Origin of the sequence: Rahnella sp. ChDrAdgB13, assembly GCF_017655185.1 — a bacterium.
GTDB classification, from domain to species: domain Bacteria; phylum Pseudomonadota; class Gammaproteobacteria; order Enterobacterales; family Enterobacteriaceae; genus Rahnella; species Rahnella contaminans.
The window spans coordinates 94,166-117,882 of record NZ_JAEMGT010000001.1; the positions used below are offsets into that span (position 1 = coordinate 94,166).

Consider the following 23,717-nt stretch of genomic DNA (forward strand, 5'->3'; position numbering starts at 1 on the left):
TTTATTCCTCGGCTCCGGCTGCGTGAGACTGTCCACCCATATCCATGCCTTTCATGTCACTGCCGGCGGGCATTGGCATGGTATGACCTTCTGGCGCTGCCTTCATGTCATGCATGGAGTATTTGCCAATGATTTCTTTGAACAAACCAGGTTTTGCTACAGAGAAGTATTCGACCGGGTTGTCGATACTCTGTGCAGCCAGTTTGTTGAAGTCATCAGTGGTTGCCAGCTGGTTCGGTGCGCTTTTCACTTTTGCTACCCAGGTGTCGAAATCGGCACGGGTTGGAGTCGCAATTGTGTTGAACTTCATGCCAGAGAAGCCGCGGCCGCTGAAGCTTGCTGAGATGCCCTTATAGGTACCCGCCTCATTTGCAATCAAGTGCAACTGAGTCTGCATACCGGCCATCGCATAAATCTGCCCGCCTAACTGAGGAATAAAGAACGAGTTCATCACAGAGTCAGAAGTGACTTTGAACTGAACCGGCACATCTTTAGGAATGACGAGCTCGTTAACGGTAGCGATGCCCTGTTCCGGATAAATGAACAACCATTTCCAGTCCAGAGAAACGACTTCAACCGTCATCGGTTTTTCGTCAGTCACGATAGGCTTGAACGGATCAAGCGAGTGGGTGGTTTTCCAGGTAATCGTTGCCAGAATGGCAATGATTATAATTGGAACTGTCCAGACGACGGCTTCAATTTTGTTGGAGTGGGACCAATCAGGACTGTATTTTGCTTTTGTGTTGGAAGCACGATACTTCCACGCAAAGGCAAACGCCATGATAATAACTGGTATAACGACGATCAGCATTAAACCAATCGCTGTTAAAATCAGCGTTCTCTGCTCAAGTCCAATTGCTCCCTTGGGATCCATCAATGCCGTATTGCAACCGCTCAACATTAACGCGGAGGCAAATAAGGACAACATCCCAATACTTTTATTGTATTTCTTAAGTCTCATCTAACGACCTCAATAACTAGGGCTCTATTGTCGCTTCAGGTGTGCGGGCATTTTACGGGAAGGTTGCAGGACTGTAAACACGCTTAAACAAGTGTCAAAGCGCTGTTGACACTTTATGTTAACGCAGTCACACATGTCACGGATCGTGACAATTTACAGTGGGCAACAATATGTTGCGTATAGATTTTTTTCTATAGTGATGAAAAACAAGGGGTGATACATTTTCAAATATTTATGGCCGTCCATAATCCCGGCAATAGGTTTAATTAATGTTAAATTAATGTAGAAACCAAGTGAAATAAAACACACAAAAAGAACCGGAGAAAAATTATCCCAACAAATATAATTTTTCCTGAATTTAATTTATTGGGTGATATTTATAGATCATTTGTTAAATGAAACGCGCCATTCATTTTGATAATGAATGGCGGTAAATCAGGAACGTGCAGTCCTGCGCAGTGAGAGAAAATCGAGCAAACTGCCTAAAATAATACCGATAAGACAAACGAAAACGCCCGCCTCCAGCAAAAATCCGGTAAACCCGTGCCACGACGCCCAGCCTAAACTGTTCACAATCAGCGTCACCAGCCACACCACCAGCAGCAAACTCCCGCCCAGCATACAGCGTAACGCCCAGCTGTAAGGTTTGGCGAAGTGAATGCGCGGCAGGAAAGTGTCCGTTTTCTGGGTGTATTCAAGCGTCTGGCGGCAAACCGCTAACAGCAGCAGCCCCGGAACACCGGCAACAATCGAGAAAAGATAGAACCACGGCCAGCCGTAAGCCTCCACGAACCAGCCGGCAATCGGACCCACATAGACACGGCCCACCGCAGAAAGTGCAGAGAGCAGGGCGAACTGGGTTGCGGAGAACGAACGGTTGCAAAGCGTCATCAGCAGGGCCACAAACGCCGCTGTTCCCATCCCGCCGCACAGGTTTTCGAAGAAAATTGCCGCGCCCATGGTATATAGATCTTTATCGGTAATGGCGAGAAGCCAGTAACCCGCATTTGAAACTGCCTGTAAAATACCAAACAGCATCAGCGCGCGGAACAGGCTCAGACGCTGCATCAGCATCCCGCCAAAAAGCGCGCCAATAATCGTGGCCATCAGACCGAGCGTTTTGTTCACCAGCCCGACTTCCCCTGCGTCAAACCCGACACCACGGATTAAGAATGTCGTGCTCAGGCTGCCCGCAAACGCGTCGCCCATTTTGTACATCACGATGAGAAGTAAAATCAGCCAGGCGTTATTGCGGCCAAAGAAGTCTTTCAGAGGTGCCACAACGGCCATTTCAATCGTGCGCGGTGCAGGCTGCGAATTTTGCGGTTCCGGCGATATCAGTGTGGCGAAAACGCCCATCAGCATCAGCACCGCCATCAGCCAGTACATGTGCTGCCAGCCGAGATATCGGTCTGCAAGCCATAACGCCAGCCCGCCGGAAACCAGCATTGCCAGACGATAGCCCAGCACGGAAACTGCGGCACCGTTTCCGCGTTCTTCAGGTGGCAGTAAATCCGTTTTATACGCATCGAATACGATGTCTTGCGAAGCCGATGCGAAAGCAATCAGCACTGCCAGCGCAGCCAGCCAGAACAAATCTTTACCGGGATCCATAAAGCCCATGGCGAAAATCGCCGCGACCAGCAGCAATTGCGTCAGGATCAGCCAGCCGCGGCGGCGTCCGAGAAATGACGGGGTATAGCGGTCCATCATCGGCGACCACAGGAATTTGAACACGTAAGCCTGGCCGACCAGCGAGAAAATCCCAATAGTTTTCAGATCGACATTTTCGACGGTCATCCACGCCTGCAATGTGCCGGACGTCAGCGCCAGCGGTAAACCGGAAGCAAAGCCCAGAAGCAGTAAAATGACGGTATTGCGTTGCGTGAAAATCTTAAAGTACTGACTGATCATGAAAATGTGTTCCTGCGAACCGGTGAGAGAGTGACGCAGAGGCATAATAAAGGAAGCGGGGAGAATAAAGGAAGGAATGCTTGTTCTGAAAAGCATTCTGCCCGGACTGGCCGGGCAGAATAGGTCACACAGATTTCAGCCGGAGCTTATCGGGCGTTAGCCTTGATGAAGTCGCTGATGCTGGTGTCGGAGGCCATGTCGCTGATGACATCACCCAGCGTGGTGTTAACCGCGTTGGTGATTTTGGCGTTGGTGGCGGAAAGCGCACCCTGAACGTTGTACGTTGAGCGGTAATTTTTCACCTGTTTGCTGCCATTTTTCGCTGTAGCGATGATAGAAATATCTGCTTTGGTGGTGATGTTGTAGCGCAGGTTACCTTCCTGAACATCCGCATACAGATTATTGACGACAATCTGGAGGTCAACTGCGCCGTCAGCACCGACCATGTAACCGCGTGCGGTCATTTGTTTTTCCAGAGATTCCTGCAACAGGAAACGCAGATCGCGTGAAGGCGTGAGGGAAATCAGCTGGCCGTCACGGTTAACTTTGGCCAGAGCCTGATCCTGGCGCTGGTCAGCACCGTTGATGCTGATCGTGATGCCCTGAAGTGTTGGGTCTTGTGAAGGCAGAACAATTTTCGGGGACACATCCAGCGTGTTAGTGCTGGTTGCGCATCCGGCCAGCATGAACAGTGCCAGCACAGGGAAAATGATTTTTTTTAACATGTGTGTTTTCTCAATATTAATAAAGGAGTAATGCTCAAAAATTTGCCGACATCATAACATCGCCATTTGCGGGTGGAAGTCCCGTCAATCTGTAAAAACGGATATTTAGCGTTTTTTTTCAGCAAGTATGCAGTATCACCGACTCCGGCGTAGCGAAGCCGCGATTTCTTTGACAGACTGAGCGCCATTTTTATCAATCAACTGCATAAATTTTTTAATGTGATTAACGTAGAGCTGTAAAGCAGCCTATTATTTAAATGTAGAGAGTTTTAAGTAGATAGGTGTACCAGACAGGCGCGGTTCTCTGCAGATGCGGTGTGAGGAGATTGCTATGATTCGTGAGCAAATAGAAGCAAAATTAGCTGAGGCATTCGACCCTGCGTTCCTGGAAGTGACTGACGAAAGCTATCGTCATAATGTACCGGCAGGCTCAGAAAGCCATTTCAAAGTCGTGATGGTGTCCGATAAATTCGTCGGCGAACGCTTTTTAGCACGTCATCGTGCCATTTACGGGCGTTTAACCGAAGAACTGGCGGGCAGCGTGCACGCACTGGCTCTCCATACTTACACGCAAAAAGAGTGGGAAGGCTTACAGGACACCGTTCCCGCATCACCGCCTTGCCGCGGTGCGGGAACAATGGCCTGATAGTGAGGATCTGATTCACAAAAGGCACAAATATCAGCATTTGATACGGTAAAACTGGAACTTTCCTTATCAGATGCGGTATTAGTAGAGGCGAATTTCAAGAAACGGCCCGCGGGCCGTTTTTGTTTTTCCTCTGACAGGCAGACGACAAGGTGGTTAACGCCTTTGCATCGACCGCATTTTTCGAAGGATCGAGTCCCGTGTGAGTTTCCCTCCCGCGCGTAGAGATACCGTCCTCGACTCAGTGCGCATGCGTCGCTATAATGTCGCGTCTAATTTTTCCGGAATGGTTTCGGACGCTCTCGAATACAGGGCTACGTTCTGATAACAGGACTGTCCCGGTTCTTAGAAGTCGTTTTCAAGGTAAGTTCGCGCAATTGTGCTTCTCATCTTGAGAACGACTTCTGGAGTTGACCGAGCACTGTGATTTTTTTTTGAGGTAACAAGATGCAAGTTTCTGTTGAAACCACTCAAGGCCTTGGGCGCCGCGTAACGATTACTGTTCCTGCTGAAAGCATTGAAAAAGCAGTGAGCAGTGAACTGATCAACGTCTCTAAAAAAGTACGTATTGACGGCTTCCGTAAAGGCAAAGTACCAAGCCACATCATCGAACAGCGTTATGGCGCGTCAGTACGTCAGGACGTACTGGGTGATCTGATGCAACGCAACTTCGTTGATGCGATCATCAAAGAAAAAATCAATCCAGCTGGCGCACCTAACTATATCCCGGGTGAGTACAAGCAGGGTGAAGACTTCAATTTCTCCGTAGAATTTGAAGTGTACCCGGAAGTTGAGCTGAAAGATCTGGAAAACATCGAAGTTGAAAAACCTGTTGTTGAAGTTAACGACGCTGATGTTGATACCATGCTGGAAACTCTGCGCAAGCAACAAGCTGACTGGAAAGAAACTGACGCTGCAGCCACTGCTGAAGACCGCGTTACCGTTGATTTCTCCGGTTCTATCGACGGTGAAGAATTCGAAGGCGGCAAAGCCTCTGATTTCGTACTGGCTATGGGCCAGGGCCGCATGATCCCAGGCTTCGAAGACGGTCTGGTGGGTCACAAAGCCGGTGAAGAATTCACCATCGACGTAAACTTCCCTGAAGATTACCACGCAGAAAACCTGAAAGGTAAAGCGGCTAAATTCGCGATTACCCTGAAGAAAGTTGAAGAACGTGAGCTGCCAGAACTGACGCCAGAATTCATCAAACGTTTCGGCGTGGCTGATGGTTCTGTTGAAGGTCTGCGTGCAGAAGTACGTAAAAACATGGAACGCGAACTGAAAGGTGCTGTACGTAACCGCATCAAAACTCAGGCAATCGACGGTCTGGTCAGCGCTAACGAAATCGACGTGCCATCTGCACTGATCGACGGCGAAGTAGACGTTCTGCGTCGCCAGGCTGCACAACGTTTCGGCGGCAACGAAAAACAAGCGCTGGAACTGCCTCGTGAGTTGTTCGAAGAGCAAGCTAAACGTCGCGTTGTTGTCGGTCTGCTGCTGGGCGAAGTGATCAGCCAGCACGAACTGAAAGCTGACGAAGATCGCGTTAAAGCGTTGATCGAAGAAATGGCTTCTGCGTATGAAGATCCACAGGAAGTGGTTGAGTTCTACAGCAAAAATAAAGAGCTGATGAACAACATGCGTAACGTCGCGCTGGAAGAACAAGCGGTCGAAACTCTGTTGTCTAAAGCGAAAGTGACTGAAAAAGCCACCACCTTTACTGAGCTGATGAACCAGACTCAACCTGCATAATCTGATTGCATGTTGCTGAGCCTGTTTACAGGTTCGACACTGAAGCCCGCAGTTTTTACTGCGGGCTTTTTATTTCCTGAAAATCAGATATTTTTGTTTTTGGCTGTTGTTTTTGCACTATATTTATCAATATAAGGCACAGCTCACGTAGACCTGTTCATTCCATTTCACCAATATGGCCTTTCATCTACCCGGTCGGGGTGAAAGAGAAAAGAAATTTTCCGTCAGGCTTGAAAAAAGGGCGTAAATCCCCCAATTAATAATGACGAACCCAGGTAAATTTGCAGTTAAAATCTGACTGATAACGACCGTCAGACGTGTAAATGGCGACTTGGCCGCTTGAGCATAGTCATGTGTGCCTATCTCAAGTAGAATCGGTTTTAAATAGCGCCAAACAGAATCTATTAGGAGACGGTTATGTCATACAGTGGTGAAAGAGAGCAATTTGCACCAAACATGGCGTTGGTACCCATGGTGGTTGAGCAAACTTCACGGGGCGAGCGTTCATACGACATCTTCTCCCGTCTGCTTAAGGAACGAATCATCTTCCTGACGGGTCAGGTTGAAGACCATATGGCTAACCTGATTGTTGCCCAGATGCTGTTCCTGGAAGCAGAAAGCCCGGAAAAAGACATTTACCTTTATATCAACTCACCGGGTGGCGTGATCACTGCGGGGATGTCGATTTACGACACCATGCAATTTATCAAGCCGGACGTCAGCACCATTTGTATGGGCCAGGCGTGTTCAATGGGTGCGTTCCTGTTAACTGCCGGTGCTGAAGGCAAGCGTTTCTGCCTGCCAAACTCCCGTGTAATGATTCACCAGCCGTTGGGTGGTTTCCAGGGGCAGGCCACAGATATCGAAATCCACGCGAAAGAAATTCTGAAAGTGAAATCCCGCATGAATGAGCTGATGGCGAAACATACGGGCAAAACTCTTGAAGAAATAGAGCGTGACACTGAACGAGATCGTTTCCTGTCTGCGAACGAGGCTGTAGAGTACGGGTTAGTCGATTCCGTATTTACCCATCGCGCCTGACGGCTTAGTTCTGCCGGGCTGATGGTCTATAGTTATACTCATACGGATGTCTCAGGGGCAGCGTTTGCCAATTAAACAAACGTTGCTCACTTTGAGTGATAACGGGAACGAACAGACATCAGCCAATCATGCGGCTGTTGTGTAATAGGGTCGTGCCGTGGTGTTTGTTACGCTGCGGGACTGATATTAAAGAAGAGGTTTACTGATGACAGATAAGCGCAAAGACGGTTCAGGAAAGCTGCTGTACTGCTCTTTTTGCGGCAAAAGCCAGCATGAAGTTCGTAAGCTGATTGCCGGGCCGTCAGTGTATATCTGCGATGAGTGTGTCGACTTATGTAACGACATTATTCGCGAAGAGATCAAAGAAGTCGCGCCACACCGTGAACGCAGCGCATTACCGACACCGCATGAAATTCGTCAGCATCTTGACGATTATGTTATCGGTCAGGAGCCTGCGAAGAAAGTGCTGGCAGTGGCAGTTTACAACCACTACAAGCGCCTGCGTAATGGCGATACCAGCAACGGTATCGAATTAGGCAAGAGCAACATTTTGCTGATCGGGCCGACAGGTAGCGGTAAAACGCTTCTGGCTGAAACCCTGGCGCGTTTCCTGGATGTGCCATTCACGATGGCCGATGCCACCACGTTGACCGAAGCCGGTTATGTGGGTGAAGACGTCGAAAACATCATTCAGAAACTGCTGCAGAAATGTGATTACGACGTTCAGAAAGCGCAACGCGGTATTGTTTATATTGATGAAATCGACAAGATTTCCCGCAAGTCTGACAACCCATCGATCACACGTGACGTGTCCGGTGAAGGTGTTCAGCAGGCGCTTTTGAAACTGATTGAAGGGACTGTCGCTGCCGTACCTCCGCAAGGCGGACGCAAACACCCTCAGCAGGAATTCCTGCAAGTTGATACTTCTAAAATCCTGTTTATCTGTGGTGGCGCGTTTGCCGGCCTGGATAAAGTGATTGGTCAGCGTATCAATACCAACACCGGTATCGGTTTTGGTGCAGAAGTGAAAGGCAAAGAGCAGAAGGCAACAGAAGGTCAGTTGCTGGCGCAGGCTGAACCAGAAGATTTGATCAAATTTGGTCTGATCCCTGAGTTCATTGGTCGTCTGCCTGTCGTTGCAACACTGAGCGAACTGAATGAAGAAGCTCTGATTCAAATTCTGAAAGAGCCGAAAAATGCCCTGACTAAGCAATATCAGGCATTGTTCAATCTGGAAGGCGTTGAACTGGAATTCCGTGATGAAGCGCTGGTCGCGATTGCGAAAAAAGCCATGGTCCGTAAAACCGGTGCCCGTGGTCTGCGTTCAATCGTTGAAGCCGCATTGCTGGATACGATGTATGATCTGCCATCTCTTGAAGATGTCGAGAAAGTGGTTATTGATGAATCCGTGATTGCGGGCCAGTCAGAACCTCTGATGATTTATGGCAAACCAGAAGCACAACAAGCATCTGGCGAATAATTAGCCAATCTATCCAGAGAGTTAGCCACGAAATGGGGGATTTTGTCCCCCATTTTTTTTTCGCACATTCTTATCGTTGAATGTCGGACATTCATCCCCATATACTCAGTTAACGACTTGCTGAAACCCGTCTGACTCGTGTTTCACGAGATTTCCTTAACCTGGCGGAAGCTAAACTAAGAGAGAGCTCTATGAACCCTGAGCGTTCTGAACGCATAGAAATCCCCGTATTGCCTCTGCGCGATGTGGTGGTTTATCCGCACATGGTGATCCCGTTGTTTGTTGGCAGGGAAAAATCGATTCGGTGCCTCGAAGCCGCGATGGATCACGACAAAAAAATCATGCTGGTGGCGCAGAAAGAAGCGTCAACCGATGAGCCGGGCGTTAACGATCTCTTCTCCGTGGGTACGGTAGCCTCAATATTACAAATGCTGAAGCTCCCGGACGGCACTGTAAAAGTGCTGGTGGAAGGGTTACAACGCGCGCGTATTACGACGCTTTCTGACAGTGGCGAGCATTTTGCTGCCCAGGCGGAATACCTTGAATCTCCGGCCGTGGACGAACGCGAGCAGGAAGTTCTGGTTCGCACAGCGATTAATCAGTTTGAAGGTTATATCAAACTGAACAAAAAGATCCCGCCGGAAGTGCTGACTTCGCTTAACAGCATTGAAGATGCCGCACGTCTGGCTGACACCATCGCTGCACATATGCCGCTGAAACTCGCTGACAAACAATCCGTGCTGGAAATGTTTGATATCACCGAGCGTCTGGAATATCTGATGGCGATGATGGAATCGGAAATCGACCTGTTGCAGGTTGAGAAACGCATTCGTAATCGTGTCAAAAAGCAGATGGAGAAAAGCCAGCGCGAGTACTATCTGAATGAGCAAATGAAAGCGATTCAGAAAGAACTTGGCGAAATGGATGACACGCCTGATGAGCATGAGGCGCTGAAACGCAAAATCGAAGCGGCTAAAATGCCGAAAGAAGCGCGTGAAAAAACCGAAGCTGAGCTGCAAAAGCTGAAAATGATGTCACCAATGTCCGCCGAAGCCACAGTTGTTCGTGGTTATATCGACTGGATGCTTCAGGTGCCATGGAACGCCCGCAGCAAAGTGAAAAAAGACCTGCGCAAAGCCCAGGAAGTTCTGGATACCGATCACTTTGGCCTCGAACGTGTCAAAGACCGTATCCTTGAGTATCTTGCGGTGCAGACGCGCGTCAGCAAAATCAAAGGACCAATCCTGTGTCTGGTTGGGCCTCCGGGTGTGGGTAAAACCTCACTGGGCCAGTCCATCGCGCGTGCGACGGGCCGTCAGTATGTGCGTATGGCGCTGGGTGGTGTACGTGATGAAGCGGAAATCCGCGGTCACCGTCGTACCTACATCGGTTCTATGCCGGGCAAACTGATTCAGAAAATGGCGAAAGTTGGGGTGAAAAACCCGCTGTTCCTGCTGGATGAAATCGACAAGATGTCATCTGACATGCGCGGTGACCCGGCTTCAGCGTTGCTGGAAGTGCTGGATCCTGAGCAGAACGTGGCGTTCAACGATCACTATCTGGAAGTCGATTACGACCTGTCAGACGTGATGTTTGTGGCGACCTCGAACTCGATGAACATACCGGCACCTTTGCTGGATCGTATGGAAGTGATCCGTCTTTCCGGTTATACCGAAGACGAAAAACTGAACATCGCCAAACAGCACCTGTTGCCAAAACAGCTTGAACGTAATGCGCTCAAGAAGAATGAACTGACTGTTGATGACAGCGCGATTATCGGCATTATCCGTTTCTATACCCGTGAAGCGGGTGTACGTAGTTTAGAACGTGAGTTGTCTAAACTTTGCCGAAAAGCGGTTAAACAATTGCTGATGGATAAAGACCTCAAGCACATTGAAATCAACGGCGACAACCTGAAAGATTTCCTCGGCGTGCAGAAGGTCGATTACGGCCGTGCTGACACCGAAAACCGCGTGGGACAGGTCACCGGTCTGGCGTGGACCGAAGTGGGCGGCGAATTGCTGACCATCGAAACGGCCTGCGTACCGGGCAAAGGAAAGCTGACTTACACCGGTTCTCTGGGCGAAGTTATGCAGGAATCTATTCAGGCCGCGCTGACTGTTGTACGTTCGCGTGCGGACAAACTGGGTATCAACCCTGACTTCTACGAAAAACGTGATATTCACGTTCACGTACCAGAAGGGGCAACGCCGAAAGATGGCCCGAGTGCCGGTATCGCAATGTGTACCGCGCTGGTGTCTTGCCTGACAGGTAACCCGGTTCGTGCGGATGTGGCGATGACCGGTGAAATCACTCTGCGTGGTTTGGTTCTGCCAATCGGCGGTTTGAAAGAAAAACTGCTGGCAGCGCATCGTGGTGGCATCAAAGTGGTTCTGATCCCAGATGACAACAAACGCGATCTGGAAGAAATTCCGGCGAACGTGCTGGCAGATCTTGAGATCCACCCGGTTAAACGCATTGATGATGTTCTGAACATCGCACTGCAAAATCCGGCTTATGGCGCATTACCGGTTGCAGCAAAATAGTGACCGCGACAGACACAGTTGAATAAAACTCAGGCTGGCAGGTGAAATCTCACTTGCCAGCTTTTTTTTGTGCCGTTAAGTTAGTCAACTGTCAGAAGGTTTCAGGCTGCTTTCAGTCGCTTGCATAGCCCTGACAAGATTGATATAACAGCAGCGCGGTCACGTCCGTAGGGAAAATGCGCCGTGATGATCGAATTTTAAGAGGGGATGAAAAGAGTGAATAAGTCACAATTGATCGACAAAATTGCTGCCGGTGCTGATATTTCTAAAGCCGCAGCGGGACGTGTTTTAGATGCTGTTCTTGCATCTGTCACTGACACCCTGAAAGCTGGGGATGAAGTCGCTCTGGTTGGTTTCGGTACTTTCTCAGTGCGTGAACGTTCAGCACGTACCGGCCGTAACCCACAGACCGGTAAAGAAATCAGTATTGCAGCGGCTAAAGTACCTGGCTTCCGTGCAGGTAAAGCGCTGAAAGATGCCGTTAACGGTTAATTACCTGCTGACTGACGTCGAAACTGTGTGAGGGGCATTACCGATGCTTTTTCATTCAGGTCTGGTTGTTAAACAATAACCTGACGTCATCGGGCTGGTAAGGTAAGATATAAGGCGCATCGAAAACGGTGCGCTTTTTTTATTACAGCGGAGTGTTGCCTCACTATGATGGACAATTTACGCGCGGCTTCCAATAACGTCGTGCTCAAAATCATTCTGGCCCTGATTATTCTGTCCTTTATTTTGACAGGGGTGGGCAACTACCTGGTCGGCGGTTCAGGCGACTATGCAGCGAAAGTGAATGGTCAGGAAATCGGGCGTGCTCAGTTAGAGCAGGCGGTGCAGAATCAGCGGAGCCGTCTGCAGCAGCAGCTCGGTGATCAATTCTCTGCGCTGGCAGGCAGCGAAGGTTATATGCAGCAGTTGCGTCAGGAATCCCTGAGCAATCTGATTGACGTCACTTTGCTGGATCAGTATTCCAAAAAATTAGGCATTGCCGTCAGCGATCAGCAGATCAAAGACGCGATTTTTGCGACCCCACAATTCCAGACTGATGGCCGTTTCGATAACGCTAAATATCTGCAAAGCATCCAGAGCATGGGTTACACCGCGGATAACTTTGCACAGCTGATGAAACGTCAGCTGATCAGCCAGCAGCTCGAACAAGCCTTCGGTCAGTCCGATTTTGTTCTGCCAGCAGAAAGCAAATCGCTGGGTGAACTGATCCTGCAAAGCCGCGATGTACAGACGGCCACGCTGGACACAAACGCTCTGGCGGCCAAGCAGCAGGTCACTGACGCAGAGTTACAGGCTTTCTACGACCAGAACAAAAACAAGTTTATTTCCCCTGAGCAAGTCAAGATCAGCTACATCGAAATGGATGCTGCGGCGATGCAGGGCAAAACTGACGTGACTGACGCGGATATCAGCGCTTACTACGATCAGCACAAAAACGAATTCGGTCAGCCGGAACGTCGTCGTTACAGCGTTATCGTCCTGAAAACTCAGGCTGATGCCGACGCTGTGGCAGCAGAGCTGGCGAAAGGCACTGATTTCGCAGAGCTGGCGAAAACTAAATCGACCGATGCACTGAGTGCAAAACAAGGGGGTGATCTGGGCTGGATGGAACCTGAAACAACTCTGCCAGAATTTAAAAACGCGAATCTGACCACGAAAGGTCAGGTGTCTGGCGTCATTAAATCTGACAGCGGTTTCTTCATCTTGCGCCTTGAAGATGTGACGCCAGAGAAGGTGAAACCTCTCGCTGAAGTCCGTAACACGATTACCGACAAGCTGAAGCAGGAAAAATCACTGGATGCTTACTACGCGCTGCAACAAAAAGTCAGCGAAGCCGCGACCAATGATAACGAGTCTTTAGCTTCTGCTGAGCAGGTTGCAGGAACCAAAGCGGTTCATACTGACTGGTTCACTCAGAATCAAATCCCTGCAGGTATTAATTTTAAACCTGTTGTGCAGGCGATTTTTGAAGGCGGTCTGATTGGTCAGGACGGTTCACCGGGCAGCAACTCAGACATCATCACCGTAGACGGCGATCGCGCCTTCGTGGTACGTGTCGATGCGCATAAAGCTGAAGGGGTGAAACCGTTCGCTGACGTGAAAGATCAGGTGACGGCGATGCTTAAACATCAAAAAGCACAGGATCAGGCGCGTGTTGATGGTGAGAAACTGCTGACCGCTCTGAAAGACGGTAAAGGCGATGACGCGATGAAAGCCGCAGGTCTGAGCTTTGGCGCAGTACAGAAAGTACAGCGCAGCCAGCAGCCTTCTGCGTTCGAAGAAAACGTCTACGCGTTACCGCACCCGCAAAAAGACCAGCCGGTTTATGGCCTGTCTCAGGATGACAAAGGTAACAGCGTTCTGGTCAAGCTGACCGGCGTGACACCTGGCGTTGTGCCTGAAGCCGATGTGGCACGTTTCACGCAGGAGATGCAACAGACCTCCTCGAACGTGACCTTTGATGCGCTGCTGACAAATCTTCGTCAGGAAGCAAAAATCAAATACGGTTCAGCCGCACAAAACCAGTAAACGCCGCAAAGTTATGCAACGCGTTGCAACAAACAAAGGCCGCTTTCGCGGCCTTTTCCATATTTGAAAGTTGCCCATTGTTCGCTGTTTCGCCCTGATGCACTCTCTCCGTGCTGTCAAACACATGGAGGATACAGCATGAAAAAATTAGGCATTACTTCACTTTCGTTGGCCCTGGCTTTGGGGCTTTCTACTTTACCGGTGATGTTGCAGGCGGCACCGAATGCCGCCAGTAGCGTGGCAACCACGACGGCTGCGCCCGTGACAGCAGCGGGCAAAGTCTCAGGCCCGCAGGTGAAAAGGGAACAGGTGGCGGTGACAGATGAAAGTACCGTCAACATCAATACCGCAACAGCGGAAGAGTTTGCCAAAGTGATGAATGGCGTAGGGATGAAAAAGGCGCAGGCCATTATCAGCTACCGTGAAGAACTCGGGCAATTCACCGACATCGAACAGCTGCGAGAAGTACCGGGGATCGGTGCTGCACTGTTCGAACGTAACAAGGACCGTCTGAAACTGTGACGGATGTCGCGGCGGCAATTCCTGAACGGTTGCCGCCGTTTTCTTCTGCTAATCTCTAAAGACATCTGACCAGTTTGGTTGTATGCCTCAGGCGATTATCAGGAGTTTTTTAACCACTATGCATACGTTTATTAAAGTTCGCGGTTTTCACATCGATGTTTACCAGCACGTTAACAACGCGCGTTATCTTGAATTTCTGGAGACGGCGCGCTGGGAATGGCTGGATAATCAATCCGGCTTCCAGTGGATGAGCGAAAACAAAATCGCTTTCATCGTGGTCAATATCAACATCAATTATCGTAAACCGGCCGTACTCGGCGATGTGCTGCGCATTGACAGCAGTATGCAGCAGTTAAACGGTCGAAGCGGTGTGCTGGAACAGGTGGTAACTTGTGAAGGCGAAGTGGTGGCAGATGCCACGCTGACGTTTGTGTGTATCGATCTGCGGACACAAAAAGCGTTACCGCTGGAAGGTGAGCTGCTGGAAAGATTACGTGAGCTGGAACTGGAGAACGACTGATTCGCGGCTGCACAGTGAAAACAAAAACGGGCAGCTTCAGGCTGCCCGTCATAAAACTTTGCCGTCTGACCGTTAACGCAGACCGGTTTTCTTCTTAAGGCTGGCGGTAACGCCATTTTTATCCAACTGATATTGTTGCAGGCCGTTGGCGCGCAGATGACAGGCTGCACATTCGCCGCAGCCATCTCCGGCAATGCCGTTATAGCAGGTCAGCGTTTTGTGGCGGACCAGATCCAGTTGCTGGTAATAATCCGCCAGCGCCCAGGTTTCCGCTTTGTTCAGCCACATCAGCGGCGTCTCGAAACGAATATCACGCGCAAGACCCAGAGAGACAGCCGTATTCAGCGCCTTCACGAACTCGTCACGGCAATCCGGATAGCCGGAGAAGTCAGTTTCACACACGCCGGTAATCACGGCTTCTGCCTGAATTTGATAGGCATAGATTGCTGCCAGTGTCAGGAACAAAATATTACGGCCCGGAACAAAAGTGCTCGGCAGGCCGCCGTCATTTTCATCGCCAAAGTTAGGTACGGGGATGTTATCGCGCGTCAGGCTGCTGACCGCCAGTTCATTGAGCAAATTCACATCCAGCACTTTGTGTGCGCGGGCACCTAATTCTACGGACAGCTTTTGTGCAATCTCAATTTCAGCACGATGGCGCTGGCCGTAATCAAACGTGACGCAGTGAACTTCGTCATATTGCTTCAATGCCTGAATCAGACAAGTTGTTGAATCTTGTCCGCCGCTGAAAACCACCACTGCTCTTTTCATTCTGTTTACCTGTATTACGAAACCGACTGCGTCCGGCGCAGTAAAATTGGGTTAATGGTACTTTCCTTTAACGTCATAGTGTAGCGAAACAGCTCGTTCACGCGTTTTCGGATAACAAAGGCGGCGGAACCCAGGCCTGACAAAAATCAAACCAGCCCCACGCAGTGAGCTGAACCCCGCTAATCCGCGGCGGCGCGCTGACCTGATACTGATAGTTAAATAAAGGCGTTACGATCCCGGTTTGCATCCATTGATAGAAATGTTCGCGCAATTCATCGGCGCGACGGTTTTCGAGCGGAATTTGCTGAATATGGAGGAGGCGCTGTTGCTGATTGTGCAGATCATCTTCGCGTAAAATTTCCAGCCAGAGCGGATCCTGCTGCAACCAGTTTTCCAGCGTGGCTTCAGGTGATTCACCGATCAGACGATCGCCGAGCAGCAGATCGGCGGATTTCAACAGTTCTCCGTCTTCCCACAAACGCCCCTCGTGATAAATGACTTCCAGCGCGCAGCCCTCATCAGCCAGTTTTTGCTGCAAAGCCTGAGCGACCAATTCAAATTCCACCGGCGGATGAAACAGGAGCCTCAGCTTTTCCGGCAGAGGAACGTCTGTATCGTCATGCAAAGGAATGGGCCAGCCGGGCAGCATTTCTTTGCTGGCTTTCACCAGGTCATGATCAATCGGAAGATTATCCAGCATGCCACTGCGCTGGATCAGCCGGACAATTTTCCGTGCCTGAGCTTCATTCAGAACGCCCCGCCGCAGATTGGTGGCGATATAACAAAATCCCAGGCTGGTGCTACGCCTGACCGGTTTGACGCGCGACAATTCTTCCTCTTCTCCCAGAATGATCCTCACCGGATGCTGACAGCTCACATTATTCTTTTGCGCGAATAACTGCGGCGTGATCCAAAATTCTATCGCCGCAAGATAAGGATGTTTCAGGGTATAAAGCGTGTGCTGTTCCAGCCTGACCAGTTCGGGGGAAAAATGCGTCAGCCGGAAAGGACCCGCGCCGATGTGCGGATTTTCAGGATGTGAGAGCAGACAATTAAGATCGGCAAACCGGTGCGCCAGCCAGTAATCAGGAATATCGAGATCAAATTGCAGGCACTGTGCGTGTGGCTGAGATATTTGGATCACAGATGCCAGATTGTGTTGTCCCCGTGCTGAATGGCGCAATTGCTCAAAGCGGGTCAGCAGTTGCGATGTTTTCAGCGGTTCTCCGTTGTGCCAGAAAAGCTGACTGCGCAAAAAGAACTGCCAGGTTTTGCCGTCATTGCTGATTTGCCAGTGATGGGCCAGATCCGGCTGTGGCGTCGGGTTTCCGGGGACAAAGTGCGTCAGACCTGCATGAATGGTATGCGCCAGGTGTTGTTCTGCGCGGCCGGTCAGCGTTAAGGGATCCAGAAACTGGAGAGGGCGGTAATACGGGATCCGCAGCGTGGGCGAATCTTCCTGCCATTGTCCGCCAAGGTGCGGCGCAAGCAGGGTATTCAGATGTGTCGGGTCCAGCTGACTGAGTTGCAAAGCTGCCGAATGCTCGCCGTTTTTGAGCAACTCCTGCAAATAAGCACCGCGCAAATCCTCGGGGGATTTAAGGCAGCACAACGACGCGCGTTTTCCGCGACCGGACTGTGAGTGCCAGTTTATCCACCCCGCATCTTTAAAATGGCTCAGCAACGTCCGCGTGTGGCGTTCGCTGCAGCAGAAAATATCGGCCAGTTCAGTCACAGTCAGTAAAACGGGTTCCTGCCCGGTTTTCACATACAGGCGCTGATACTGGTTAAGCCGGTTTTGCAATCGCATGGAAAATACGGAACCTTATTTTTCTGGTACGGGATTCACTTCAGCATATCGCAGACTTTTGCCGATGGCGCGGGGCCGAAAACCAAAGTGTGAACTAAACCCGGAAGAGTATTCATAAACTGTTCACTATTAGTTCCGCAAATCGCAGTCCATACTTTGAACGTGAAAATCATTCCCGCCCAGAGAGGAAATATGTACCGTTTAGCTGCATTCGATATGGATGGCACACTTCTTTTACCCGACCATACCCTGGGCGAGAAAACGCTGGCAACCCTGCGCCAGTTGGCAGAAAAACCCATGCGACTTACCTTTGCTACCGGACGTCATTATCTTGAAATGAAAGATATTCTGGCCAATATAGGCATGGAAGGTTTTCTGATTACCGGCAATGGCACACGTATTCATGACTTGTCCGGGCATTTACTGCACGCCAGTGATTTACCGGAAGATTGTGCGCATGAATTGCTGCACACGGGCTGGGATACACCGGCGAGTCAGCATGTTTTTCGTGACGACGGCTGGTTTACCGCTCTGGACGACCCCGACTTGCTGATCCCGCATCAGTTCAGCGGTTTCCGTTATCATTTGCAGGATCTGCGCACATTGCCCGATGCAGGCAACAGCAAAGTGTGTTTCTGCGCACCGCATGAAACCCTGCTGAAACTGGTTCCCCAGCTGAAAGCGCATTTCGGCAATCGTTTGGACCTGTGTTTTTCGGCGCATGATTGCCTGGATGTACAGCCTGCGGGCTGTAACAAAGGCAGCGCGCTGGCACTTCTGACGGGGGGGCTTGAGATCAAAATGTCTGAATGCATGGCCTTTGGCGATGCGATGAATGACAGGGAAATGCTGGAAAGCGTCGGAATGGGGCTGATCATGGGCAATGCATTGCCTGTGCTGAAAGAACAATCGCCGCATCTGCAAGTTATCGGGCACTGCCGGAATCAGGCGGTGTCTCACTTTTTGCAACACTGGCTGCACACACCAAACCTCACCTATTCCCCCGAATATTAAGGTTTTGCAGCAAGCCGGGATTATCTGTCCCGGCTTTTTTCCTTCATACTTCAAGCTGCTGGTGCGTTGGCTAACCTAAAACCTCAGTTAAGGCCTTCTAGCTGCTGTGCGTACACCGAAATATCCCCGATGTTCTTCGCGATCCAGTTCTCGTCAAAATAGGTATTCAGATAACGTTCGCCACTGTCGCAAAGTAACGTGACGATTGAACCTGTCTCGCCATTTTCTCGCATTTGTTTAGCCAGTTGCAGCGCGCCCCAGACATTTGTTCCGGTTGACCCGCCCACTTTACGGCCAAGCACTTTTTCCAGCCAGTGAAGCGTCGCGACGCTGGCCGCATCAGGCACCTGCATCATGCTGTCGATGACGCTGGGAATAAAAGAAGGCTCGGCGCGCGGGCGGCCAATCCCTTCGATACGGCTGCTGCATTGCGCAGTTACGCTGGCATCACGTTGCTGATAGTAATCATAAAATACTGAGTTTTCCGGATCGACCACCACCAGTTCGGTATTATGCCCCTGATAACGAATATAACGCCCCAGTGTGGCTGAGGTGCCGCCTGTTCCGGCGCTCATTACCAGATATCGCGGTACCGGATGCGGCTCGCGGGACATCTGGCGGAAAATACTGTCAGCGATGTTATTGTTTCCCCGCCAGTCGGTAGCGCGCTCAGCAAAAGTAAACTGATCCATGTAATGCCCGTTCAGTTCACGGGCAAGCTGTTCGGAAGCGGCATAAATCTGACCGGAGTTTTCAACAAAGTGGCAGCGGCCGCCATAAAATTCAATTTGCTGAATTTTTCGAGGCGCGGTACATGCAGGCATCACGGCAATAAAAGGCAGGCCGAGCAGGCGCGCGAAATAGGCCTCAGAAATAGCCGTACTGCCCGACGACGCCTCGATGATCGGCGTATTTTCACGTATCCAGCCGTTGCACAGACCATACAAAAACAGGGAACGCGCCAGACGATGTTTCAGGCTGCCGGACGGATGCGTGCTTTCATCTTTCAGATACAGCGAAATTCCGGGGAAATCATTCAGGGCGAGACGAATTAAATGTGTATCGGCTGAACGCTGAAAATCCGCGTCGATTTCTTTGATAGCGTGATTAACCCAGGCGTTTTGCATAATGAGAGCTCGCAGAAGAAGTTTTGTAGGATTAAGAATAACGCAAGCGGCAGAGAAATAAGTTACCCTTTACCCCATGAGCTGCGTGTATTGTAGAAAAATATTCTCCCGGAGTGCGTTATGGTAGATAAAATTGACCTCAGGCTGTTGTCGTTATTGCAAAAGGATTGCACGCTTTCTCTGAATGAACTGGCCGAAGCGGTAAATCTCACCACCACGCCTTGCTGGAAACGGATAAAACGTCTTGAAGACGACGGCATTATTTGTGGAAAAGTGGCCCTGCTGGATGGTGAAAAACTCGGGCTGAGCCTGACAGCGTTTGTCTTGATTAAAACTCAGCATCACAACAGTGAGTGGTATCAGCGATTTGTACAGCAGGTGGAAGCCTTTCCCGAAGTGCTCGGTTTTTACCGGATGGCAGGGGAATACGATTATTTACTCCAGGTTCAGGTTTCAGATATGAAAAGCTACGACAACTTTTACAAGCGGCTTGTGAACGGCATTCCAGGACTGAACGATGTGACCTCAAGTTTTGCGATGGAACGCATAAAATCGACGACCGCATTGCCAATTTAATGCAAAAGTTGCAGTAAAAAGTTTCATCAGAAACGCATGTTAACTCTGGTATCCTTGTCGTCCTGAAGAGAAAACAGGGTTTCTGAAACCTGTTTAACTCAATAAAATCATTATTATTTGTATGGAAAACGCTGCGTGAGATTGTTTGCACAATTAGGCTGGTACTTCCGACGCGAATGGCGCCGGTATCTGGGTGCCGTTGGCTTGCTGATCATTATTGCCATCCTGCAATTACTGCCACCCAAGCTGGTTGGCGTAATTATTGATGGCGTAACGTCAAAACAAATGTCTGCAAGTGTGCTTTTCGCGTGGCTTGGCCTGATGCTGGGCACGGCTGTTGTGGTGTATTTGTTGCGATACGTCTGGCGCGTGCTGTTATTCGGAGCGTCCTATCAGCTTGCTGTCGAACTGCGGCAGGATTTCTTCCGGCAGCTCAGCCGTCAGCATCCGGCCTTTTATCTGCGTCATCGCACTGGCGATTTAATTGCCCGTGCAACCAACGACGTTGACCGCGTGGTCTTTGCAGCCGGCGAGGGCGTTCTGACGCTGGTGGATTCGCTGGTCATGGGGCTGGCGGTGCTGATTGTAATGGCAACGCAGATTAGCTGGGAACTGACACTACTTTCTCTGGTTCCAATGCCGGTGATGGCGATCATCATCAAACGTTATGGCGACCAGCTGCATTCCCGTTTCAAAACGGCGCAGGCGGCGTTCTCCTCACTGAATGACCAGGCGCAGGAAAGCCTCACCAGTATCCGGATGATCAAAGCTTTTGGGCTGGAGAATCATCAGTCCTCGCAGTTTGCCGATGTTGCGGCAGATACCGGCGCTAAAAACATGCGCGTTGCGCGCGTTGATGCGCGTTTTGATCCGACCATATATGTGTCTATCGGCATGGCAAACCTGTTGGCGATTGGCGGCGGGAGCTGGATGGTAGTCAACGGTCACCTGACGCTCGGTGAATTAACCAGCTTTGTGATGTATCTCGGGCTGATGATCTGGCCGATGCTGGCGCTGGCCTGGATGTTTAATATTGTTGAACGCGGAAGTGCGGCCTACAGCCGTATCCGCAGTTTGTTGCAGGAAGCCCCTGCTGTGGCAGACGGAACAAAACCGTTACCGGCTGGCCGGGCCATGCTCGAGGCTCAGATAACCCGATTCCAGTATCCTGAAAATAGTCAGTCTGCACTGAATTCTGTTGAATTCACCCTGGAGCCGGGCAAAATGCTCGGGCTGTGCGGCCCGACCGGCTCCGGGAAGAGTACGCTTCTGGCTCTACTCCAACGTCAGTTTGACGTCACAGAAGGGGACGTGCGCTATCACGGGTTATCTCTTAAAGACATTCAGCTCGACGACTGGCGCGCGCGTCTGGCGATTGTCAGCCAGACACCTTTCCTGTTCTCCGACACGGTGGCGCAAAACATTGCGCTTGGGCGCCCGGAAGCCACTCAGGAAGAAATTGAAGAAGCGGCGCGGCTTGCCAGTGTACATGACGATATTCTGCGATTGCCCCAGGGATACGAAACCGAAGTCGGTGAGCGCGGCGTAATGCTTTCCGGCGGGCAAAAACAACGTATTTCCATCGCCCGTGCGTTGCTGATGAAAGCAGAAATCCTGATCCTTGACGATGCGCTGTCGGCAGTTGATGGTCGCACGGAACATCAGATCCTGCATAACTTACGGCAGTGGGGAAGTGACCGCACGGTGATCATCAGCGCACACCGCCTTTCTGCCCTGACCGAAGCAAGCGAAATTTTGGTCTTCAACCATGGAAGCATTTCGCAACGTGGCGATCACGATCAGCTTGTTGCGCAGCCCGGCTGGTACCGGGATATGTTCCGCTATCAGCAGCTTGAAGCTGCGCTGGACGACGTGCCGCAGGAAATGGAGACGGAACAACGTGGCTGAACCAAAAACGAATAAAATTCAGAAGTTATGGCCAACGCTTAAACGACTTCTCAAATACGGAAAACCTTACAGCAAGCCACTTTCCTATGCTGTCATAATGTTGTGGGTTGCTGCCGCGGCGGAAGTGACCGGGCCTATTCTGATCAGTTTCTTTATTGATCATTATGTCGCGAAAGGGGAGTTGCCCTGGGGGAAAGTCAGCTTGCTGGCACTTTGCTTTATCTTCCTGCAATTTCTTGCCGCAAGCCTGCACTATTTTCAGGCGTTATTGTTTAACCGTGCAGCCGTAGGTGTGGTCCAGCGTTTACGTACCGATGTTATGGACGCCGCACTCCGGCAGCCGCTCAGTGCGTTCGATACCCAGCCGGTCGGGCAGCTTATTTCCCGTGTGACCAATGATACCGAAGTGATCCGCGATTTATACGTGACCGTGGTGTCGACAGTGTTGCGCAGCATCGCCCTGATTGGCGCAATGTTGATCGCGATGTTCAGCCTGGACTGGCGGCTGGCTTCCGTGGCTATTTGCATTTTCCCGGCAGTATTTGTCGTGATGGGGCTGTATCAGGTCTACAGCACGCCGGTTGTCCGCAAGGTGCGCGCTTATCTGGCGGACATTAATGACGGGTTTAACGAAGTCATTAATGGCATGAACGTCATCCAGCAATTTCGTCAGCAGAAAAGATTCGGCGAACGCCTCACGCGCGCCAGCCAGTCGCACTACATGGCGCGTATGCAAACGCTGAGGCTGGAAGGTTTTCTGCTGCGTCCATTGCTCAGCCTGTTTTCATCGCTGATTCTGTGCGGTTTGTTGCTGCTTTTCGGATTCAGTGCCGAAGGCTCAATTGGTGTGGGCGTGTTGTATGCCTTCATTAACTATCTCGGGCGCCTCAACGAACCGCTGATCGAACTGACTTCGCAGCAATCTATTTTGCAGCAGGCGGTTGTTGCCGGTGAGCGTATTTTCGATTTGATGGACAGAACCCAGCAACAATACGGTCCGGACGACAAATTACTCACCAGCGGAGAAATTGAAGTCAGGGACGTCAGCTTCGCTTATCAGCCCGACAAATGGGTACTGGAAAATATCTCCCTGCACGTTCCGTCGCGCGGGTTTGTAGCGCTGGTCGGGCATACGGGTAGTGGCAAAAGTACGCTGGCGAATCTGCTGATGGGATATTACCCCCTCAATAAAGGTGAAATCCGCGTGGACGGACGCAATCTTGCTGACCTGTCGCATACCAGCTTGCGTAAAGGTATCGCAATGGTTCAGCAGGATCCGGTGGTGCTGGCGGAATCGGTGTTCGCCAATGTGACATTGGGGCGGGATATTGATGAAGCTCAGGTCTGGCACGCGCTGGACATCGTGCAGCTTTCGCCGCTGGTGCGTGAAATGCCGGAAGGGCTGAATACGCGTCTGGGTGAACAGGGGAATAATCTTTCCGTGGGCCAGAAACAGTTGCTGGCGATGGCGCGCGTTTTGGTGCAGGCGCCTGAGATTCTGATCCTTGACGAGGCAACGGCCAATATTGATTCCGGGACCGAGCAGGCAATTCAGCGTGCGTTGCGGGCTATCCGTCAGCAAACCACTCTGGTGGTGATCGCCCACCGTCTTTCAACGATTGTCGATGCCGATAATATTTTGGTATTGCATCGGGGTCAGGCGGTTGAACAAGGTAACCATTTTCAGCTTCTGGCAGAAAAAGGCCGTTATTATCAGATGTATCAGTTGCAGCTCGCAGGGCAGGAGCTGGCGTCCACCGGTACGATTATTTCAGCAACAGAAAACGTATAATCTTTCAGCTGGCGCAGCCTGATTGCTGCGCCAGTTCATTTCTTCCTGTTCTTTTAATCCCTTCTTTTCGCGTC

The 23,717-nt window shown here is 50.7% G+C and carries 19 protein-coding genes; 13 read left to right on the forward strand and 6 right to left on the reverse strand.

The features are described 5' to 3' along the window. Window position 1: 1 nt before the first annotated feature. The 3 genes from cyoA to J8X26_RS00470 all read right to left on the reverse strand — a co-directional run bounded on the left by cyoA (window position 2) and on the right by J8X26_RS00470 (window position 3,600). On the reverse strand, window positions 2-961 hold the full coding sequence (cyoA, locus tag J8X26_RS00460; protein ID WP_152327871.1) for a cytochrome o ubiquinol oxidase subunit II: 960 nt from the start codon (window positions 959-961) through the stop codon (window positions 2-4). Window positions 962-1,396: 435 nt separating this feature from the next. Next, window positions 1,397-2,875 carry a muropeptide MFS transporter AmpG gene (ampG, locus tag J8X26_RS00465; protein ID WP_152327872.1) on the reverse strand — a complete coding sequence of 493 codons (1,479 nt, stop codon included), beginning with the start codon at window positions 2,873-2,875 and terminating at the stop codon, window positions 1,397-1,399. A gap of 146 nt (window positions 2,876-3,021) precedes the next feature. Next, the gene (locus J8X26_RS00470; protein ID WP_013576643.1) at window positions 3,022-3,600 is read right to left on the reverse strand and encodes a lipoprotein; all 579 of its coding nucleotides are present in this window, start codon (window positions 3,598-3,600) and stop codon (window positions 3,022-3,024) included. A 331-nt stretch (window positions 3,601-3,931) separates the two neighbouring features. Here J8X26_RS00470 and bolA point away from each other — a divergent pair, with 331 nt between their 5' ends. The 9 genes from bolA (at window position 3,932) to J8X26_RS00515 (ending at window position 14,645) form a co-directional block, all read left to right on the forward strand. Then, window positions 3,932-4,246, forward strand: a complete 315-nt coding sequence (bolA, locus tag J8X26_RS00475) for a transcriptional regulator BolA (RefSeq protein ID WP_152327873.1) — start codon at window positions 3,932-3,934, stop codon at window positions 4,244-4,246. 447 nt (window positions 4,247-4,693) lie between these two features. Further along, the gene (gene tig / locus J8X26_RS00480) at window positions 4,694-5,998 is read left to right on the forward strand and encodes a trigger factor (RefSeq protein WP_013576641.1); all 1,305 of its coding nucleotides are present in this window, start codon (window positions 4,694-4,696) and stop codon (window positions 5,996-5,998) included. A 417-nt stretch (window positions 5,999-6,415) separates the two neighbouring features. After that, a complete protein-coding gene (gene clpP, locus J8X26_RS00485; protein WP_152327874.1) occupies window positions 6,416-7,039 on the forward strand; it encodes an ATP-dependent Clp endopeptidase proteolytic subunit ClpP in 624 nt (207 codons plus the stop codon). A gap of 205 nt (window positions 7,040-7,244) precedes the next feature. Continuing rightward, a complete protein-coding gene (gene clpX, locus J8X26_RS00490; RefSeq protein ID WP_112287508.1) occupies window positions 7,245-8,519 on the forward strand; it encodes an ATP-dependent protease ATP-binding subunit ClpX in 1,275 nt (424 codons plus the stop codon). 191 nt (window positions 8,520-8,710) lie between these two features. Further along, entirely contained in the window at window positions 8,711-11,065 is a 2,355-nt protein-coding gene (gene lon, locus J8X26_RS00495; protein ID WP_152327875.1) for an endopeptidase La, read from the forward strand. 216 nt (window positions 11,066-11,281) lie between these two features. After that, window positions 11,282-11,557 carry a nucleoid-associated protein HU-beta gene (hupB, locus tag J8X26_RS00500; RefSeq protein ID WP_013576637.1) on the forward strand — a complete coding sequence of 92 codons (276 nt, stop codon included), beginning with the start codon at window positions 11,282-11,284 and terminating at the stop codon, window positions 11,555-11,557. A gap of 165 nt (window positions 11,558-11,722) precedes the next feature. After that, entirely contained in the window at window positions 11,723-13,603 is a 1,881-nt protein-coding gene (ppiD, locus tag J8X26_RS00505) for a peptidylprolyl isomerase (RefSeq protein WP_208949889.1), read from the forward strand. 138 nt (window positions 13,604-13,741) lie between these two features. Continuing rightward, window positions 13,742-14,125 carry a helix-hairpin-helix domain-containing protein gene (locus tag J8X26_RS00510; RefSeq protein WP_208949890.1) on the forward strand — a complete coding sequence of 128 codons (384 nt, stop codon included), beginning with the start codon at window positions 13,742-13,744 and terminating at the stop codon, window positions 14,123-14,125. 118 nt (window positions 14,126-14,243) lie between these two features. Further along, window positions 14,244-14,645, forward strand: coding sequence for a YbgC/FadM family acyl-CoA thioesterase (locus J8X26_RS00515; RefSeq protein ID WP_112287511.1), 402 nt, complete (start codon window positions 14,244-14,246; stop codon window positions 14,643-14,645). 72 nt (window positions 14,646-14,717) lie between these two features. On the opposite strand, the gene queC is transcribed toward J8X26_RS00515, so the two are convergent. Both queC and J8X26_RS00525 read right to left on the reverse strand, forming a co-directional pair. Beyond that, on the reverse strand, window positions 14,718-15,416 hold the full coding sequence (gene queC / locus J8X26_RS00520) for a 7-cyano-7-deazaguanine synthase QueC (protein WP_165059300.1): 699 nt from the start codon (window positions 15,414-15,416) through the stop codon (window positions 14,718-14,720). 97 nt (window positions 15,417-15,513) lie between these two features. Further along, window positions 15,514-17,226 carry an SgrR family transcriptional regulator gene (locus tag J8X26_RS00525; protein ID WP_208949891.1) on the reverse strand — a complete coding sequence of 571 codons (1,713 nt, stop codon included), beginning with the start codon at window positions 17,224-17,226 and terminating at the stop codon, window positions 15,514-15,516. A gap of 192 nt (window positions 17,227-17,418) precedes the next feature. Here J8X26_RS00525 and cof point away from each other — a divergent pair, with 192 nt between their 5' ends. Next, the gene (gene cof, locus J8X26_RS00530; RefSeq protein ID WP_165059303.1) at window positions 17,419-18,240 is read left to right on the forward strand and encodes an HMP-PP phosphatase; all 822 of its coding nucleotides are present in this window, start codon (window positions 17,419-17,421) and stop codon (window positions 18,238-18,240) included. Window positions 18,241-18,323: 83 nt separating this feature from the next. Here cof and J8X26_RS00535 read toward each other — a convergent pair whose 3' ends face one another. Continuing rightward, window positions 18,324-19,367, reverse strand: coding sequence for a PLP-dependent cysteine synthase family protein (locus J8X26_RS00535; protein WP_208949892.1), 1,044 nt, complete (start codon window positions 19,365-19,367; stop codon window positions 18,324-18,326). Between the two features lie 120 nt (window positions 19,368-19,487). Between J8X26_RS00535 and J8X26_RS00540 the strand changes: the two genes are divergently transcribed. The 3 genes from J8X26_RS00540 to J8X26_RS00550 all read left to right on the forward strand — a co-directional run bounded on the left by J8X26_RS00540 (window position 19,488) and on the right by J8X26_RS00550 (window position 23,643). Continuing rightward, complete coding sequence (locus J8X26_RS00540) at window positions 19,488-19,943, forward strand: Lrp/AsnC family transcriptional regulator (RefSeq protein ID WP_104923057.1); 456 nt, start codon at window positions 19,488-19,490, stop codon at window positions 19,941-19,943. Between the two features lie 135 nt (window positions 19,944-20,078). Then, the gene (locus J8X26_RS00545; RefSeq protein ID WP_152327882.1) at window positions 20,079-21,851 is read left to right on the forward strand and encodes a SmdA family multidrug ABC transporter permease/ATP-binding protein; all 1,773 of its coding nucleotides are present in this window, start codon (window positions 20,079-20,081) and stop codon (window positions 21,849-21,851) included. Further along, window positions 21,844-23,643, forward strand: a complete 1,800-nt coding sequence (locus tag J8X26_RS00550; protein ID WP_152327883.1) for a SmdB family multidrug efflux ABC transporter permease/ATP-binding protein — start codon at window positions 21,844-21,846, stop codon at window positions 23,641-23,643. The genes J8X26_RS00545 and J8X26_RS00550 overlap by 8 nt, the downstream gene beginning before the upstream one ends. Window positions 23,644-23,717: the final 74 nt, after the last annotated feature.